17 protein-coding genes and 1 other RNA gene are annotated in these 19,008 nt (G+C 18.5%); 7 read left to right on the plus strand and 11 right to left on the minus strand.

From position 1 onward, the window contains the following. The first annotated feature begins 1 nt into the window (after position 1). Entirely contained in the window at positions 2-829 is an 828-nt protein-coding gene (gene prmC, locus RJT27_RS00590) for a peptide chain release factor N(5)-glutamine methyltransferase (RefSeq protein WP_343189562.1), read from the plus strand. A 30-nt stretch (positions 830-859) separates the two neighbouring features. Here the strand turns inward: prmC and yfaE are convergent, their stop codons facing one another. The 4 genes from yfaE to gyrA are packed head-to-tail and all read right to left on the minus strand — an operon-like array spanning position 860 to position 7,111. Next, complete coding sequence (yfaE, locus tag RJT27_RS00595) at positions 860-1,120, minus strand: class I ribonucleotide reductase maintenance protein YfaE (protein WP_343189563.1); 261 nt, start codon at positions 1,118-1,120, stop codon at positions 860-862. Between the two features lie 7 nt (positions 1,121-1,127). Then, a complete protein-coding gene (gene nrdB / locus RJT27_RS00600) occupies positions 1,128-2,258 on the minus strand; it encodes a class Ia ribonucleoside-diphosphate reductase subunit beta (protein WP_343189564.1) in 1,131 nt (376 codons plus the stop codon). Positions 2,259-2,314: 56 nt separating this feature from the next. Next, positions 2,315-4,603 (minus strand): class 1a ribonucleoside-diphosphate reductase subunit alpha, encoded by a 2,289-nt coding sequence (gene nrdA / locus RJT27_RS00605; RefSeq protein WP_428994233.1) that lies wholly within the window; start codon positions 4,601-4,603, stop codon positions 2,315-2,317. A gap of 45 nt (positions 4,604-4,648) precedes the next feature. Continuing rightward, entirely contained in the window at positions 4,649-7,111 is a 2,463-nt protein-coding gene (gyrA, locus tag RJT27_RS00610) for a DNA gyrase subunit A (RefSeq protein ID WP_343189566.1), read from the minus strand. 168 nt (positions 7,112-7,279) lie between these two features. On the opposite strand from gyrA, the gene RJT27_RS00615 reads away from it, so the two are divergent. Further along, positions 7,280-7,981, plus strand: coding sequence for a DUF2076 domain-containing protein (locus RJT27_RS00615; protein WP_343189567.1), 702 nt, complete (start codon positions 7,280-7,282; stop codon positions 7,979-7,981). Positions 7,982-8,087: 106 nt separating this feature from the next. On the opposite strand, the gene RJT27_RS00620 is transcribed toward RJT27_RS00615, so the two are convergent. Both RJT27_RS00620 and grpE read right to left on the minus strand, forming a co-directional pair. Then, the gene (locus RJT27_RS00620) at positions 8,088-8,678 is read right to left on the minus strand and encodes a peroxiredoxin C (RefSeq protein ID WP_343189568.1); all 591 of its coding nucleotides are present in this window, start codon (positions 8,676-8,678) and stop codon (positions 8,088-8,090) included. A gap of 120 nt (positions 8,679-8,798) precedes the next feature. Continuing rightward, positions 8,799-9,296 carry a nucleotide exchange factor GrpE gene (gene grpE / locus RJT27_RS00625; RefSeq protein ID WP_343189569.1) on the minus strand — a complete coding sequence of 166 codons (498 nt, stop codon included), beginning with the start codon at positions 9,294-9,296 and terminating at the stop codon, positions 8,799-8,801. Between the two features lie 115 nt (positions 9,297-9,411). Here grpE and nadK point away from each other — a divergent pair, with 115 nt between their 5' ends. Then, entirely contained in the window at positions 9,412-10,290 is an 879-nt protein-coding gene (gene nadK, locus RJT27_RS00630; protein WP_343189570.1) for an NAD(+) kinase, read from the plus strand. A gap of 15 nt (positions 10,291-10,305) precedes the next feature. On the opposite strand, the gene ssrA is transcribed toward nadK, so the two are convergent. Then, positions 10,306-10,669: a transfer-messenger RNA gene (ssrA, locus tag RJT27_RS00635) on the minus strand. Positions 10,670-10,757: 88 nt separating this feature from the next. Here ssrA and grxD point away from each other — a divergent pair. Next, positions 10,758-11,069 carry a Grx4 family monothiol glutaredoxin gene (gene grxD, locus RJT27_RS00640; RefSeq protein ID WP_343189571.1) on the plus strand — a complete coding sequence of 104 codons (312 nt, stop codon included), beginning with the start codon at positions 10,758-10,760 and terminating at the stop codon, positions 11,067-11,069. Positions 11,070-11,095: 26 nt separating this feature from the next. Here the strand turns inward: grxD and RJT27_RS00645 are convergent, their stop codons facing one another. Then, entirely contained in the window at positions 11,096-11,731 is a 636-nt protein-coding gene (locus tag RJT27_RS00645) for an exonuclease domain-containing protein (RefSeq protein ID WP_343189572.1), read from the minus strand. 78 nt (positions 11,732-11,809) lie between these two features. Between RJT27_RS00645 and RJT27_RS00650 the strand changes: the two genes are divergently transcribed. The 3 genes from RJT27_RS00650 (at position 11,810) to ychF (ending at position 14,192) form a co-directional block, all read left to right on the plus strand. Continuing rightward, complete coding sequence (locus tag RJT27_RS00650) at positions 11,810-12,430, plus strand: superoxide dismutase (RefSeq protein ID WP_343189573.1); 621 nt, start codon at positions 11,810-11,812, stop codon at positions 12,428-12,430. Positions 12,431-12,516: 86 nt separating this feature from the next. Continuing rightward, positions 12,517-13,107, plus strand: coding sequence for an aminoacyl-tRNA hydrolase (pth, locus tag RJT27_RS00655; RefSeq protein WP_343189574.1), 591 nt, complete (start codon positions 12,517-12,519; stop codon positions 13,105-13,107). A 23-nt stretch (positions 13,108-13,130) separates the two neighbouring features. After that, on the plus strand, positions 13,131-14,192 hold the full coding sequence (ychF, locus tag RJT27_RS00660) for a redox-regulated ATPase YchF (RefSeq protein ID WP_343189575.1): 1,062 nt from the start codon (positions 13,131-13,133) through the stop codon (positions 14,190-14,192). A gap of 55 nt (positions 14,193-14,247) precedes the next feature. Here the strand turns inward: ychF and thrC are convergent, their stop codons facing one another. The 3 genes from thrC to thrA are packed head-to-tail and all read right to left on the minus strand — an operon-like array spanning position 14,248 to position 18,913. Continuing rightward, positions 14,248-15,537, minus strand: a complete 1,290-nt coding sequence (gene thrC / locus RJT27_RS00665; RefSeq protein WP_343189576.1) for a threonine synthase — start codon at positions 15,535-15,537, stop codon at positions 14,248-14,250. Further along, positions 15,534-16,460, minus strand: coding sequence for a homoserine kinase (gene thrB / locus RJT27_RS00670; RefSeq protein WP_343189577.1), 927 nt, complete (start codon positions 16,458-16,460; stop codon positions 15,534-15,536). The genes thrC and thrB overlap by 4 nt, the downstream gene beginning before the upstream one ends. An 11-nt stretch (positions 16,461-16,471) precedes the next feature. Further along, positions 16,472-18,913, minus strand: a complete 2,442-nt coding sequence (gene thrA / locus RJT27_RS00675; RefSeq protein ID WP_343189578.1) for a bifunctional aspartate kinase/homoserine dehydrogenase I — start codon at positions 18,911-18,913, stop codon at positions 16,472-16,474. Positions 18,914-19,008: the final 95 nt, after the last annotated feature.

The raw sequence follows: 19,008 nt of genomic DNA on the forward strand, positions 1-19,008 counted from the left end.
TATGAAAATTAAACAATGGTTTTATATGTCTGTTAATATGTTTAATAAATATTCTATTTCTGTATATGATATTGAAATAATATTTTTTATTGTTTTTAAAAAAAAAAGAACATGGATTTTTAAAAATTTCAATAAAATTATTTTTTTAAAAAAATTAAATCAATTAAATTATTTATTATCTAAACGTTTAAATTCAGAACCTTTAGATTATATTATTGGAAATAAAAATTTTTTTTCATTAAATTTTATTATATCAAAATATACTTTAATACCAAGAACAGATACTGAAATTTTAGTAAAAAAAATTTTATTAAAAATAAAAAAATATAATAGTTTAATATTAGATTTAGGAACTGGTTGTGGAAATATATCTTTATCTATAGCTAAAAATAATTTAAAATTAAAAATTATAGGAGTAGATTATAATAAAAAAGCTATTAAAATAGCTAAAAAAAATTCTTTTTTATTAAATTTAAAAAATGTTTTTTTTTTACATAGTAATTGGTTCAATTCTGTTAAAAATATTTTTTTTGATATAATTGTTAGTAATCCTCCTTATATTTCTTATTCTGATGTTTCTTTATTAAAAAAAAATATTTTTTTTGAACCTTTTAATTCTTTATTATCAAATAAAAGAGGATTAAAAGAAATAAAATATATTATTCAAACAGCAAAAAAATATTTAAATGATGGAGGTTGGTTATTAATTGAGCATAGTTTTTTAAATAAAAATAAAATTATTTTTTTATTTAAATTAAATAAATATAAAAGTATTAGTTCTTTTAAAGATAATAATGGTATAAATAGAATTACATTAGGTAAAAAATAATTTTTAATTTTTTTAATTTTAATTTTAATTTTAAATTTTAATTGTAATATTTGTTTTAGGTATACAACAACATGTTAAAATTTCTTTTTTATTTAATAAAACTAAATTTTTTTTTTTTAAATATTTTATTTTTCCTTTAATTAATATTATTCTGCATATTCCACAATACCCTTCACAACATTGATATATTGTGTTTATTTTATTTTTTTTAAGTAAATTTAATAGAGTTTTTTTTTTTTTATAATATATTTTTTTAATTTTTTTTTTGTATATTAATGTAATTATTTTCATAAAATTTTTATAAAATAAAATTATTAAATTCATTTTCTTGAATTTCAGAATCTATTTGTCCTATCAAGTATGAGCTTATTTCTACTTCTTGTGGTGCATTTTGTACATTATCTGATACTAACCATGAATTTATCCAAGGTATTGGATTTTTTTTTATTGAAAAAGGAATTTTTAATCCTATTGATTGCATTCTTATATTGGTAATATATTCAATATATTTACATAAAACTTTTTTATTTAGTCCTAACATAGATCCGTTTTTAAATAAATAATGAGCCCATTTTTTTTCTTGATTTGCTGCGTTTAAAAATATTTGAGTTGCTTCAAAAGAAGAATCTTTAATAATTTTTTTCATATCATATGAATTATCATCTTTTTCTAATAAATGTATCATATGTTGTGTTCCATTTAAATGTAATGCTTCATCTCTTGCTATTAATCTTATTATTTTAGAATTTCCTTCCATTAATTTTCTTTCTGAAAAAGCAAAAGAACAAGCAAAACTTACATAAAAACGTATTGCTTCTAAAGCGTTTACACTTATTAAACATAAATATAAAGCTTTTTTTAATTTATTTAATTTTATATTTATTTTTTTACCATTAATTATATGTTCTCCTTCTCCAAATAAATGCCATTGATTTGTCATTTTTATTAATTTATCATAATATTTAGATATATCTTTAGCTCTAGAATAAATAGCTTTATTATTTATAATATTATCAAAAATTTTTTTTGGGTTATTTACTATATTTCTTATGATATGAGTGTATGATCTTGAATGTATCGTTTCTGAAAATGACCAAGTTTCTATCCAGGTTTCTAATTCTGGTATAGAAACTATAGGTAATAATGCTATATTTGGACTTCTTCCTTGTATTGAATCTAATAAGGTTTGATATTTTAAATTGCTTAAAAAAATATGTTTTTCATTATCAGAAAGATTTTTAAATTCTGTTCTATCTTTAGAAAGATCTATTTCTTCAGGTCTCCAAAAAAATGATAGTTGTTTTTCTATTAATTTTTCGAAAATTCCATATTTTTGTTGATCGTATCTTGCTATATTTACTGATTGTCCAAAAAACATAGGTTCTTTTAATTGGTTATTATTTTTTTTTGAAAAAGTAGTATATGTCATTTTTTTTCCTAAAATTATAATATTTAATATTATAATAAACATATTAATTTAATTATTTATATTTTACAAGCTCCGCTATTACAATCATCTTCTTTTTCAAATTTTATTTTAATATTGCTTTGTAAATCTTTTGCACCATCTCTTGTATTTTGATAATATAAAGTTTTTATTCCTAATTTATAAGAAAAAAGAAGATCTTTTAATAATATTTTCATAGGAATTTTTCCTTTTTCAAATTTACTAGGATCATAATTTGTATTTGTTGATATAGATTGATCAATAAATTTTTGCATAATTCCAACTAATTTTAAATATCCTTTATTGTTTGGTATATTCCAAAGAAATTCATAATTATTTTTTAATGATTTTAAATCAGGTACTATTTGTTTTAGCATTCCATCTTTTGATGCTTTTATTGTTATGGAATCTCTTGGTGGTTCAATTCCATTTGTAGAGTTTGAAATTTGTGAAGATGTTTCTGATGGCATTAAAGAAGATAATGTTGAATTCCTTAATCCATATTTTTTAATTTTTTTTCTTAATTTTTCCCAATTTAAATATAATGGTTCTTTGCAAAATGTATCAATATCTTTTTTATATGTATCAATTGGTAATATTCCCATAGAGTATTTTGTTTCTTTAAATAATGGACAAGGTCCTTTTTCTTTAGATAATTTACATGATGCTTTTAATAAATAATATTGTAAAGCTTCAAAAGTTTTATGTGTTAATGCATTTGCGCTATTGTCAGAATATTTCATATTGTTTTTTGCTAAGTAATATGCAAAATTAATTACTCCAATTCCTAATGATCTTCTATTCATTGTCCCTTTTTTTGCTGATAAAATTGGATAATTTTGATAATCTAATAAAGCATCTAACGCTCTTACTGTTAATTCTGTTAATTCAGATAATTCATTTAAATCTTTTATAATTCCTAAATTTATTGCAGATAAAGTACATAATGCAATTTCACCTTTTTCATCATTTATATCATTTAGTGGACTTGTTGGTAAAGTGATTTCTAAACATAAATTAGATTGCTTGATAGGAGCTATTTTTGGGTTAAATGGTCCGTGTTCGTTACAATGATCTATATTTTGTATATATATTCTTCCAGTTGATGTTCTTTCTTGCATAATTAATGAAAATAATTCTATTGCTTTAATTTTTTTTTTTCTTATTTTTTTATTTTTTTCATAATTTTTATATAATTTTTTAAATTTTTTTTGATTTGAGAAGAAATATTTATATAATTTTGGTGTATCTGAAGGGCTAAATAAAGTTATTTTTTTATTTTTTATTAGTCTTTGATAAAATAATTTATTAATTTGTAATCCATAATCTATATGTCTTACTCTATTTTCTTCTATTCCTCTGTTATTTTTTAAAATTATTAAATCTTCAATTTCTAAATGCCATATTGGATAAAATAATGTTGCTGCACCTCCTCTTATACCTCCTTGAGAACAAGATTTTATTGCTGATTGAAAATATTTATAAAATGGTATACAACCTGTATGAAATGCTTCACCATTTCTTATAGGACTTCCTAAAGCTCTAATTTTTCCTACATTTACTCCAATTCCTGCTCTTTGAGAAACATATTTTACAATGCTACTTGCAGTAGCATTAATAGAATTTAAAGTATCATCGCATTCAATTAATACACAAGAGCTGAATTGTCTTGTTGGAGTTCTCACTCCAGACATAATTGGAGTTGGTAAAGAAATTTTAAAAGTTGATATAGAATTGTAAAATTTTTTAATATAATACATTCTTTTTTTTTTAGGGTATTCAGAAAATAAACAAGCAGAAATCATAATGTATAAAAATTGAGCACTTTCATATATTTTATTATTGATTCTATCTTTTATTAAATATTTTCCTTCTAATTGTTTTACTGCGGTATATGAAAAATTCATATCTCTCCAATGATCTACAAAAGAATCCATTTTTTTATATTCTTTTTTATTATATATTTTTAATAAATTTTTATCATATTTTTTTAATTTAATCATTTTTTTTACGTGTTTATATAATTTTGGAGGAGTGAATTTTCCATATGCTTTCTTTCTTATATAAAATGTTAATAATCTAGAAGCCATATATTGATAATCTGGTCTTTTTACAGTAATTAAATCTGAAGATATTTTTATAATAGTTTTTTGTATTTTTGAAGTTTTAATAAAATTATAAAAATATAGTTTTGAATTTTTTATTATTTTTTTTATTGATATATTTTCTAAACCTTCTTTAGCAAAATTTAAAATTTTTATAATTTTATTTAAGTTTATTTTTTCTTTTTTACCATTTTTTTTTATAACAAAAAAAATTTTTTTAATCATATTATTTTTTTTTATTTTAAATTTTAAATATATTAAATTTATTTAATAATATATTTTTTTATTTGTTTTTTGTAAAGCTGCTACTTTAGATTTTTTATTAGTTCTAATTAATATTACTCCTTGTGTGTTTCTTTTTAATGTTGCTATTTCTGATACTCTTGTTCTTACTAAAGTTCCTGAATTAGTAATCATCATTATTTCATCTTTTTTTTTTGCTTCAATTGCTCCAATTAATATTCCGTTTTTTTTTGTTATTTTAATAGAGATTATTCCTTTAGTGGATCTAGATTTTATTGGAAATTCTTTCATTTTAGTTTGTTTACCATATCCTTTTTCTGTTACTGTTAATATGTTTCCTTTATTTTTTGGAATTACTAATGAAACTACTCTATCATTTTTGTTTATTTTGATTCCTTTAATTCCAGATGTATTTCTTCCCATGTTTCTAACAGATTTTTCAGAAAAATGAACAACTTTTCCTTTTTTTGTAAATAACATAATGTTATTATTACCATTTGTTAAAGAAACTCCAATTAATTCATCATTGTTGTTTAAATTAATTGCTATTATTCCTTTATTTCTTGGTTTATTAAATTCTTTTAATGAAGTTTTTTTAACTAACCCTTGAGCGGTTGCCATAAATATATTTATTTTGTTATTAAATTTTTTTAATGGTAAAATAGTAGTTATTCTTTCATTTTTATTTAATGGTAATAAATTAACTATTGGTTTTCCTTTTGTGTTTCTGCTTGCTTCAGGTAATTGGTAAACTTTCATCCAATATATAATACCTTTGGTAGAAAAACATAAAATTAAATCGTGTGTATTTGTTACTAATAAGCTTTCTATAAAATCTTTTTCTTTTATTTTTGTTGCTAATTTTCCTTTACCTCCTCTTTTTTGGGCTTCATAATCTGATAAAGGTTGATATTTTACATATCCTGAATTTGATAATGTAACTATTACATCTTCTTTTGTTATAATATCTTCTATTTTAAGATTATATTTTTTAATATTTATTTTTGTTCTTCTTTTATCTTTAAAATTATTTTTTATTTTTATTAATTCTTTTTTTATTACTTTAATAAGATTTTTTGGTTTATTTAAAATTTTTAAAAGATTTTTAATTTTTTTTGAGATGTATATTTTTTTTTTAATAATATTTTTTTTTTCTATATTATTTAATTTATTTAATTTCAAATTTAAAATAGATTTTATTTGTTTTTTAGTAAGTTTGTATTTTTTATTTTTTTTTTTTATTTTCCATTTTTTTTTTTTTATTTTATTTTTAATTTTTTTTATTTTTTTTGTATTTTGAATAATTTTTATAATTTTTTTTATATTTTCTAATGCTATAATTAATCCTTTTAAAATATGTATTTTTTTTTTTGCTTTTTTTAATTTAAAAATTGTTTTTTTTTTTATGATTTTTTTTCTATGTTTTAAAAAATGATATAAAATATTTTTTAAGGAAAGAATTTTTGGTTTTCCGTTACATAATGCAACCATGTTTATTCCAAATGATATTTGTAATTTTGTCATAAGATATAATTTATTTAATATTATTTCTGATATTGCATCTTTTTTAGTTTCTATAACAATTCTCATTCCATCTTTATCTGATTCATCTCTTAAAGCTTTAATTCCTTCTATTTTTTTATTTTTTATTAGTTCTGCTATTTTTTCTATTAGTTTTGATTTATTTACTTGATAAGGTAATTGATAAATTATTATTGATTGTTTTTTATTTTTTTTTATTTTTATTTTACTTTTAGCCCTAATTTTTATTTTACCTTTTCCAGTTTTATATGCTTTTTTAATTCCTTTATTACCATTAATAATTCCAAATGTTGGAAAATCTGGTCCTGGTATATAACGCATTAGTTTTTTTAAACTAATTTTTTTGTTTTTTATATATGCTAATAAACCATTTATTATTTCTTTTAAATTATGAGGAGGTATATTTGTTGCCATTCCAACAGCAATTCCAGATGATCCATTTATTAAAATATTTGGTATTGTAGATGGTAAAATTTCTGGTATTGTTTCATTATTATCATAGTTAGGTATAAATTTTACAGTTTTTTTATCTAAATCTTTTAAAAGCTCTTGAGATATTTTTGACATTCTAATTTCAGTGTATCTCATCGCAGCTGCTGAATCTCCATCTACAGAACCAAAATTTCCTTGTCCATCTATTAATGTGTATCTTAAGGAAAATATTTGAGCCATTCTAACTATTGTTTCATAAACTGCTGAATCTCCATGAGGGTGATATTTTCCAATAACATCTCCTACTATTCTAGCAGATTTTTTATATGGTTTGTTCCATTCATTTCCTAAAATTTTCATAGCATATAATATTCTTCTATGTACTGGTTTAAGACCATCTCTTACATCAGGTAATGCTCTTCCAACTATTACAGACATTGCATAATCTAAATAAGATTTTTTAAGTTCTTTTTCTATATATATTTTTTTATTTTTTTTTTTATTTTTTTTCATTTTTATCTCTTTATAATTTATTAAAAAATATTTTTTTTATAAAATATTATTTTATATTTTAATTTTATTATATTTTTAAAAAATAAAATATATATTGAAAATTATATTTAGTAATATATTTTATATATATAATTATTTTTGTAATTAAAATTTTTATAAGGAAAAATTATGGAAAATAAAGAAAAAAAATTGATTAAAAATTTATTTTTAAGATTAAAAGATATAGAATTAAAAAATGTTAAAATAGATTCAGAAGTTAATATATTAATTAAAGATATAATTAAAAAGCAATGTAATGCTCCTTATTATATGACTCAAACAATATTAATACAAGAATCAGCAATGCAATCTTTATATAATAAAATAAATAAATTAGAAAATATTATTAAAAATTATAAAAAAGAAATTTATTCTAAAAATAAATCTAATGGGTTTTTATCAAATTTGTTTAATAAAAAAAAAATTAAAGAAAATGATTTAAATAAAAAAGATTGTGTAAATAAAAATTTTGAAAATAATAATTTAAATAAACATGATAATTCTTATCATAATGGTACTGGTGGATTTTTAAAAAATGCATTACAAACTGCAATTGGTGTTGCTGGAGGTGTTGTTTCTGCGAATATGTTAATGAATCTTTTTAATAATAATAAGTCTCCTTCAGAAATTTTTAATACTGAAAATAATTCTGAATCATTAAAATCTCCTTCAGAGAATATAGATAATGATTTTAATAAATATGTTATTAATGAAGAAGAAAATTCATCTCAATATAATAATGATTTTTTAATTCCAGAAAATTTAAATGATTTAGAGAATTCAGAAAGTTTTGATAATATTAATTCAGATGATAATGATGAATATTTATAATTTTTTTTAATAAAATTTTGTATATTAAATTACATTAAAATTTTTTAATTTTAATGTAATTTAATATTTTTTTTTTAAAATAGATTTTCTTTTATTTTTATATTTATTAATTTTTACTTAAATATTTTGCTATTCCTTCGGGAGTAGCTTTTATTCCTTTTTTTCCTTTTTTCCAATTTGCTGGGCATACATTTCCTGAATTTTCATGAAATTGTATAGAATCTATAATTCTTATTAGATCTTTTATATTTCTTCCTAATGGAAGATCATTAATGCTTTCGTGTCTTATAATTTTTTTATTATCTATTATAAATGAAGCTCTTAATGAAACTCCATTGTGTGGATGTTCTACTCCATATAATTGTTGTATTTCTCTTTTTATATCTGAAACCATAGTAAATTTTATTTTTCCTATTCCTCCGTTTTGAATAGGAGTATTTCTCCAAGCGTTATGAACATATACAGAATCAATTGATACTCCTATAATTTCTACATTTCTTTTTTCAAATTCACCGTATAATTTATTAAATGAAATTATTTCAGAAGGACATACAAAAGTAAAATCCATTGGCCAAAAAAATAAAATTGCCATTTTATTTGAAATATTTTTTAAAAAATTAAAATTTTCAACTATTTTTCCATTTTTTAATACTGCTGGTGAAATGAAATTGGGAGCGTTATGAGCTACTAAAATCATTTTTATTTCCTTAATAATTTTATTATTGAAATAAATTTTATTTAAAATTATATTTATTATTTTAACATATTATTGGTAATAATAAAAGAAAATGTAAAATGTTTTGAAATTTATTTAATTTTATTTTTTTATTATAGCTTTTCTTAATATTTTTTTTTGTAATATATATCCTTTTTTTATTATACTTATTTTATTATTTTTTTTATTTTTATTTTTAATTGTTTTTATATAATTTTTAAATTTATTTTTTTTTTTGTTTATTATTTTTACATTGAATTTTTTTATTGTATTTAGGATAGATTTAAATATTAAAGATAATCCTTTTTTTGTATTTTTATTTGTTTTATTTATTTTTTTTAAAAATTTTATAGAGTCTTCTATATAATCAATAATTGGTATTAGTTTTATAATAAAAAATTTTAAATTTTTATTACATATTATTTTTTTATTTTCATTTATTTTTTTTTTAATGTTTTCTATTTTAGCTTGTTCTCTTAAATGTATTTCTTTTTTTTTTTTTTTTATTTTGTTTATTTTTTTTTTTATTTTTTTTTCTTTTATTTTTATTTTATTTATTTTTTTTTCTATTTTTATTTTTATATCTTCAGATTTTTTCATATTTTTTTTTAAAAAAAAATTAATAATTGTTTATTATATGTATTTATAGTATTTCTTTCAAGAGTAAATAAATATAAAATTATTTTATTTTTAAAATAAATGGTTGTAAATAAAAATGAAAAAATATTTTAATAATATTGGTATTGTTGGAATACCAAGATTTAAAAGTTCTTTTGTGACTCATGAATTGCTTTATTTTTGGTTACATAAAAAAGGTTATAATGTATTTATAGAAAATAATCTTGTTAAAAAATTGTTTTTAATTAATCCTATGGTTTTATCTTTGTCAGATATTGGAAAATATTGCGATTTGGCTATAGTTATTGGTGGGGATGGAAATATTTTAAGAGCTGGTAGAGTATTATCTTCTTATAAAACATTTATTATAGGAATTAATAGAGGTAATTTTGGATTTTTAACAGATTTAAATTATAATAATATATTTAAAACAATATTGAAAATTTTATCTGGAAAATTTAAAATAGAAAAACGTTTTTTATTGGAAGTTAAAGTATATAGAAAAAATATTATTCTTAATAAAGATATTGCAATTAATGAAATAGTAATACATCCGGAAAAAGTTACTAATATGTTTGAATTTGATATTTTTATTAATGGAAAATTTGCTTTTTCGCAACGATCAGATGGATTAATAATTTCTACTCCTACTGGTTCTACTGGATATGCTTTATCTGCTGGAGGTCCAATTGTAGAAACTTCATTAGATGTAATAATTTTATTACCGATGTTTGCTCATACTTTATCAGTTAGACCTTTGGTTATTAATAATAATAATATTATTTATATAAAATTTAAAGATGTTAAAGGAAAATTAAAAATTAGTTTAGATGGAAATGTTGTTATTCCAATTAAAAAAAATGATATAATTTTTATTTCTAAAAGTAAATTAAAATTATCTTTAGTTCATCCTCTTTGTTATAATTATTATGATGTATTAAATGTTAAATTAAATTGGTCAAAAAAATTTTTTTGATTATTATGTTTTTTTTTGGAGCTGGCGGGATTCGAACCCGCGTCCAAAAAATATTTAATACTTAGTACTACATGTTTAGTTTATTTTTTTTTTTTTTGATATTTATTATAAATAAACAAATAATAAATATTATATCATAATTGAATTTTATTCTAAAATACTTATGAAATATTTTAGATACTTTTTATATTTTTTATTTTCTATGTTATTTTTTTTAAAAAAGTAAAATTATTAATAATATAGATCTTTATTACAGTTTTTAAGCTGCTAAAGCGTATGTTTTTTCTTTTGCAAATATTTTTCGGTTTTTAACGAGTCCAACCGAACCTCGACATGCACTAAAGTTTTTATATATTTTGTCAAATCCATAATCAGCCCCTTAAAATATTATATCATATTATAATATAATGTAAATTAATTATATAATTATTTTATAATATAAATTTTTTAATAAAAAAGGAAAAATTATGAAAATTTTTGATAAAATTAAAAAACAAATTAATAATAATTCTATTATTATATATATGAAAGGTTCTCCTGATATGCCAAATTGTGGATTTTCTGCGAGAGCAGTAAAAATATTATTATCTTATAAAAAAAAATTTTCTTATGTGGATGTTTTAAAAAATGAAAAAATTAGAAAATTTTTACCTAAATATTCTAATTGGCCTACTTTTCCTCAATTATGGATTAATGGTGTTTTAATCGGTGGTTGTGATATTATAGTGGAAATGTTTAATAATGGAGAATTAAAAAAAATTATTTCTAAAGTAAATTAAAATAAATTTTTTATGCAATCATTATTTTAAAATAATGATTGTTTTTGTAAATTAATAATTTTACAAAATAAATCAGAAGTTTTTATAGCATCGTATAATGATGAATGAGCTTTTAAATAATTAAATTTTATTTTCATTGCTTTGCATGATTTTGATAATACTGTTTGTCCTACTATTAAGGCACTTAATGTTGCTGTGTCAAATGTTGTAAAAGTATGAAATGGATGTTTTTTAATTTTATTTCTTTTAATTAATTGCATTAAAAAATTATGATCAAAATTTACATTATGACCAACTAAAATTGCTTTGTTACATTTTTTTTCTTTTATTTCATTGTTTATTATTTGTAATATAGATATTAATGCTTCTTTTTCGCTTATAGCACATCTTAATGGATGAAAGGGATCAATTTTATTAATTTTTAAAGATTTTTTTTTTAAAATAGAATTTTTAAATGGTTTGATGTGAAAATTAAATATTTCATCTTTTTTTAATAAACCTTTATTATTTATTTTTAATGTTATTATAGTTATTTCTAATAATGCATTATTTTTTGGATCTAACCCAGATGTTTCTATGTCTATAACTACTGGTAAAAATTTTCTAAATCTTTTATTGATAGAATATTTATTAAATATTTTTTTTTTATTATTATAAAACATTTTATTTAATATAATATCAAATTAATTAATTATAAATTATTATTTTTTAAAAAAATATTTTAAAAGGATTAATTCGTTATGAGTTATATATTACCAAAATTACAATATAAATATGACGCTTTAGAACCTTATATTGACAAAGAAACTATGAAAATACATCATACAAAACATCATCAAAAATATGTTGATAATGCAAATTTTTTATTAAAAGATACAAATTTTTCAAAATGTTCAGAAAATTATATTTTAATAAATTTAAAAAAAATTCCTTTTTCTATCAGAGATTCTGTAAGAAATAATGTAGGTGGTCATGTAAATCATAGTTTTTTTTGGAAACAATTTGAATTAGGAAAATCTGAAATTTCTATAGAATTGAAAATTTCTATAAATAAAATTTTTGGAAGTTTAGAAGAATTTAAAAAAAAATTTACAGAAATTTCGATTTCTAAATTTGGATCGGGTTGGGTTTGGTTAGTTTTAAATAAAAATAAATTATGTATAGTTTCTACTTCTAATCAAGATAATCCTTTAATGGGTAAGAATATTGCAGGAGTTTCTGGTATTCCTATTATCGGATTAGATCTTTGGGAGCATGCTTATTATTTAAAATACAAAAATAATAGAATAGATTATGTTAATGCTTTTTGGAATATAATTAATTGGTCTAAAATTTCGTCTTTTTTTATAAAATCTATTTAATTTTTTTTTTAAAATTATTTTAGTACATTTATTTATTTTATAAATATATTAAAATGTATTAATTTTATATAAAAATAAGGAATATAATGAATTTTTTTAAAATTATTATAGGATTATCTAATCCTATAAATAAATATTATGATACTCGTCATAATGTTGGTTCTTGGTATATAAAAATTTTATCAAAGAAATATTTAATTTCTTTAAAAAAAAAAAATAAATTTAAAGGTTATTTAGGAAAAATTAAATTTTTTGATGAATATATTTATGTTTTTATACCTAATTTTTTTATGAATTTAAATGGAAAGTATATTTTTTCTTTACTTTCTTTTTATAATATTAGTTATAAAAATATTTTAATAATACATGATGAATTGGATTTATTACCTGGAGAAATTAAATTTCGATATGGTTTTGGTCATAATGGTCATAATGGTTTAAAAAGTATTTTTAATTTTTTTAAAAAAAAAAAATTTTATAGATTATCTATTGGAATTGGAAGACCTAATAATTGTAACAAAATATCTTCATATGTTTTATCTTCCCCTTCTATTCAAGATAAAAAAAAAATTATTAATATTATTAATTTTTCTATTTCTTTTATTAAAGTTTTTATTAAAAATATTAATATATCATATATTAATAAATTATTTTTAAATAAAATTAATGTATTTTAGTTTTTTAAAATAAGTGATAAATTATGAATTTAAAATGTGGTTTAGTAGGTTTACCTAATGTTGGTAAATCTACATTATTTAATAATTTAACTAAATTAAATGTTCCAGCTTTAAATTTTCCATTTTGTACTATTAAATCTAATATCGGAATTGTTCCTTATATTGATTCTAGATTGAATATTCTTGCTAAAATTTTTAATTCTAAAAAAATTATTTATAGTTATATAAAGTTTATAGATATTGCAGGTTTAGTTAAAGGAGCTTCAAAAGGAGAGGGGTTGGGAAATAAATTTTTAAATAATATAAAAAATGTTAATGTTATTATACATGTTGTTAGGTGTTTTAATGATAATAATATTATTCATGTTAATGGGGTAGTTGATCCTTTAAGAGATATAAAAATTATTAATACGGAATTATTTAATTCTGATTATGTTCTTTGTGAAAGGATTTTAAATAATTTAAATAAAAAAAAATTTTTTTCTAATGAAATTTATTTAAAACATTTTAATATTTTAAATAAATTTATTATTTTTTTAAAGAAAAAAGATATTTTTAAAAGATTTTTTTTAAATGATGAGGAAAATAATATTTTATCTAATTATAATTTTTTAACTATAAAACCTATGTTTTATTTATTAAATTTTAATTATTATGAAAATAATAATATTTTTTTAAATACATTAAAAAATTTTATTGATATTGATAAAAAATTAATTCTTCCTGTTTATTTAGATGTTTTTAAAAAAGATATTGTTATAAAAAATAAAATTAAAGAAAATAAATATTTTTTAAATTTGATTCAAAAATGTTTTGTTTTATTAAATTTAAATACTTTTTTTACTGTTGGAAAAAAAGAATCTAAATCTTGGTCTTTTTTAAAAAATAGCACTGCTGTAAACGTTGCAAGGATAATACATACTGATTTTAGTGTAGGTTTTATAAGAGTTAAAGTTATTTCATATAAGGATTTTATTTTTTATAAAAATGAAAATAATTTAAGATTAGCTGGAAAAATAAGAATAGAAGGTAAAAATTATATTGTAAAAGATGGTGATATTTTAAATTTTTTATTTAATGTTTAAAATTTTATAGAGAAAAATAGTTATATTTTTCTCTATTATTAATAATAAATTTATTTTATTTTTCTAATAAAAATTTTCTTAATTTTTTAAAATTTGGTTTCATTTCATATGATAGTGAATTTAAATTAGCTCTATTTTTAAGTTCAATAGGTAATTTTATTTTAACATTTAATATTTTTTCTATAGTATTTTTGAATTTTGCTGGATGTGCTGTTCCTAAAAATAATCCATATTGTTTTTTGGTTATTTGATTTTTTAATAATTTATAAGCTATTGCTGCATGAGGTTCAGAAATATATTTTTTTTTTTTAAGTTTTTTTAATGTTTTGATAGTAATTTTATCGTTTACGCTTCCATATCCTAGTTTTTTTAAAGACCATTTTTTTCTTTTAAATAATTCTTCTACTCTAGGCCAATTGTTTGGTTGGCTAATATCCATTGCATTAGAAATGGTTGATATAGTTTTTTTTGGGTCCCATTTTTTTGTTTTTAAAAATCTAGGGATTGTATCATTAGTATTTGTTGCTGCTATAAAAGATTTTATAGGTAATCCTAATGATTTTGATAATAAACCTGCTGTTAAATTTCCAAAATTTCCACATGGAACAGAAATTACAAGATTTTTTTTATATTTTTTTGGAATTAATGCAAAAGCTTCGAAATAATAACAAATTTGTGCTAATAATCTACTAATATTTATAGAATTTGCTGAATTTAATCCTTTTTTTTTTTTTAATTTTTTATCATTAAAAGCTTGTTTTACTAATGTTTGACAATCATCAAAACTTCCTTTTATAGCTATTGTTTTTATATTTTCACCTAACGTACAAAATAATTTTTCTTGTAAAACACTTATTTTATTTTTTGGATATAATATAACAATTTTTACATTTTTCATTTTATAAAATGCATGTGCTACTGCAGCTCCTGTATCACCTGAAGTTGCAGTTAATATTGTTACTAATTCATTTCCATTATTTAAATAAGATAATATTTGAGCCATAAATCTTGCTCCAAAATCTTTAAATGCTAAAGTAGGACCGTGGAATAATTCCAAGCAAGATATATTATTTGTAACAGGAACAATTTTTGGACCTTTAAAATAAAATGCTTTTTTTACATATTTTTTAAGATTGTTATATGGTATTTCTTTTCCGATAAACATTGATAATATTTTTGTACTTCTTTTAATGAAATTCATTTTTAATAGTTCTTTTAGATATTTTTTTTTTATTTTAGGTAGTTTATTTGGAAAAAATAGACCTTGATTAAATCCTAGTCCTAATTTTACTGCTTTAGCGAAGCTTACTTTTTCTTTTTTTTTTTTTAAATTATATAATTTCATATTATTCTTGATCCTTTAATATCTAAATTACAAATATGAACAAATCCTTTTTTGTTTTGTAAATAATTTTTTTTTAACCATTTTTTTATTTTTTTTGCTGTATTAATATTATTACATATAGCAAATAAACTAGGACCAGATCCTGATATTCCGCATTTTAATGCTCCTATTTTTTTTATTTTTTTTTTTGATTTTTTAAATTTTGGTAATAAATTTATTCTATAAGGTTCTGCTATTATATCTTTTAATACTTTAATTGCTAATTTTTCTTGCATAGTATATGAAGCGTGAATAAAGCTTGCTAAGTATTTATTTTGTTTTATAAAAATATTTTTTTTATATTTTTTTGGTAATATTGATCTTGATTTTTCAGTAGAAACTTTTGTTCCTGGCCAAGCTATTATCCATAACCATTTTTTAAAAGTTGGAATATTTTGACTAATAATATTCATTTCATTAATTATTAATTGCATTCCTCCTAAATATGATGGAGCTACATTATCATAATGTATACTTCCTGATATTTTTCCTTCTAAATTTCCCATAAGATTTAATAATTGGTTATTATTTAGTGGTTTTTTACAAAATATATTTATTGCATGTAAACTAGATACTATAGAACATGCACTAGATCCTAATCCAGAACCAATAGGCATATTTTTTTTTAATATCATTTTTATATTTATTTTTTTTTTAATTTTTTTACAAAATAATTTCCAAGCTTTCCAAATAATATTTTTAAATATATTTTTTGGTAATTGATAAGAAAATTTTCCAGTAATTATTAAATTAAATTTTTTTGAATTTTTAATTGTTACAATATCTCCTAATAATGTTCCATCGATTGGTTTTATAGCGACACCTAAAATATCAAATCCAACATTAATATTTCCAATTGAAGCAGGAGCGTAAATTTTTATCATTTTTTTTCCTTTTATGATAATATTTTTAATAAATCATTAAAAATTCCAGAAGCTGTTACATTATTTCCTGCTCCGTAACCTTTAATTACTAAAGGGATAGGGTTATAATATTTACTATAAAATGCTAATGCATTTTCTCCATTTTTAACTGTATATAAAGGGTTTTTTTTTTTTATTTTTTTTAATTTTATATAACATTTTCCATTTGATTTAATAGTTCCTACATAACGTAATACTTTTTTTTCTTTTTTTGTTTTTTTAAATAATTTTAAGAAATATTTATCTAATTTTGGTAATTTTTTCATAAATTCTTTTTTTTTTTTAATTTTATGAAATTTTTTTGGTAATATTGGTTGGATATTTATATCTTTTAATTCTATTTTATAACCTATTTCTCTTGCTAAAATTAATATTTTTCTAGATACATCAATTCCTAATAAATCATCTTTAGGATTTGGTTCTGTAAATCCCATTTTTATTGCCATTTTAGTTGCTTTAGATATTGTTATTTTATTATTTAATTTTCCAAAAATGTAAGATAGTGAACCTGATAAAATTCCTGTAATTTTTTTTATTTTGTTTCCTACTTGCATTAAGTTTTTTACGGTTTCTATGATCGGTAAACCAGCTCCTACATTTGTTTCATATAAAAATTTTTTTTTGTTTTTTTTTGTAATTTTTCTAATTTTATTATAATTTTTTATACTAAATGTGTTAAAAGTTTTATTTGATGTAATTATATTAAATTTTTTTTTTGCTAATTTTTTATATTTTTTAGATAGTGAATCACTAGAAGTGCAATCTATTATTACAGGGTTTAAAAAATTTTTTTTTTTTTTAAATTTTATTATTTTTTTTAATTTAAATTTTTTTTTAGATTGTAAAAGTTTTTTTTTCCAATTATTTAATTTTAATTTTTTTTTATTTATTAATATTTTTTTTGAATTTGCGATACAGTATATTTTAATTTTAATTTTTTTTTTTTTAATTTTTTTTTTTTGTTTTTTAATTTGTTTTAATAAAGCGCTTCCTACTCCTCCTACTCCTATTAAAAATATTTCTAATATTTTTTTTTTATTAAATAATGAATTATGTATTTTTTGAGTAATTTTTATTGTGTATTTTTTTTTAATTATAAATGATATTGAATATTTTGATGATTCTTGAATTATATGTATAATTTTATTATTTATATTTAATAAAGAATTTAAAATTTTTGTATAAATATTTTTTTTTTTATTTAAATTATAACCTATAATTGATATTATAGATAAATTATTATTTATTTTTATTTTTTTTTTTTTAATTTTTATTTTTTTAATAAGAAAATTTTTTGTTAGATTAAGATCTTTTTTTTTGATATAAAATATTATATTTTTTGTGTTATTTTTTTTTGTTGATAATATTGACCAAATATTAAATTTATTTAAAAATAATAATATTTCTTTTAATATTTTAATTATTTTTTTTTTATTTTTTTGTTTTATTTTTAATTGAAATATGTTGTTAAGATATGTAACACCTTTAATTTTTTTTTTATTTTTTTTATTTATTATTTTATTATTACTAATTAATGTTCCTTTTGAATTTATATTTAAAGTATTTTTGATAACACAAGGAATATTTAAATTGTAAATTGGTTGAATTGTTTTTTGATGTAATATTTTTGCACCAAAATAAGATAATTCTATAGCTTCTTTATAGTTCATTGATGATATTAAATTTGTTTTTTTTATTTTTTTTGGATCACTAGTGTATATTCCATTTACATCAGTCCAAATTTCACAACATTTTGCTTTTAAACAAGCTGTTAAAATAGAAGCAGAGTAGTCAGATCCGTTTCTTCCTAATAATATCATTTCTTTTTTTTTGTTACCAGCTATAAAACCAGGCATTAAAATTATATTTTTATTTTTTATATTTATTTTTTTAAATTTTTTAGAAGATTTTTTTATATTTGCAATGGATTCAATATGGTTTCCTTTGCAAGATATTTTTTTAACTGGATCGATAATAGTAATATTATTTTTTTTTGATTTTAGTAATAAATACATAATATTTATTGAAAAGTTTTCTCCTTTAGATAATATATATGAATATATTTTTTTTGGGCATTTTTTAAATTTATATATATTTTTAAATATTTTTTTTAAATGTTTTATTTCTATTTTAATAAATTTTATTATTTTTTTTTTTAAAAAGTTTTTTTTTTTTATTTTTATATGTTTTATAATATTAATAATAATATTATTAATATTATTTATATATGTAATAAAATTTTTTTTTTTTTTACATGTTTTTATTATTTTATCTAAATAATTAGTTATTTTTTCAGGAGCTGATAATACTATTCCAAGTTTATTTTTTTTTATTTTTTTTTTTATTATTTTTTTTATGTGTAAAAATTTTTTTCCATTAGATAAAGATGTTCCTCCAAACTTTAATATTTTCATTATTTTTCCTTAATATATAATATAGTTATTTATTTTAATTGATGTTAAAATATTTTATTAAGATTTATTTTAAAATATTTTAATAAAATTATATA

It is taken from the genome of Buchnera aphidicola (Greenidea ficicola), assembly GCF_039386055.1.
GTDB classification, from domain to species: Bacteria; Pseudomonadota; Gammaproteobacteria; order Enterobacterales; family Enterobacteriaceae; genus Buchnera_K; species Buchnera_K aphidicola_A.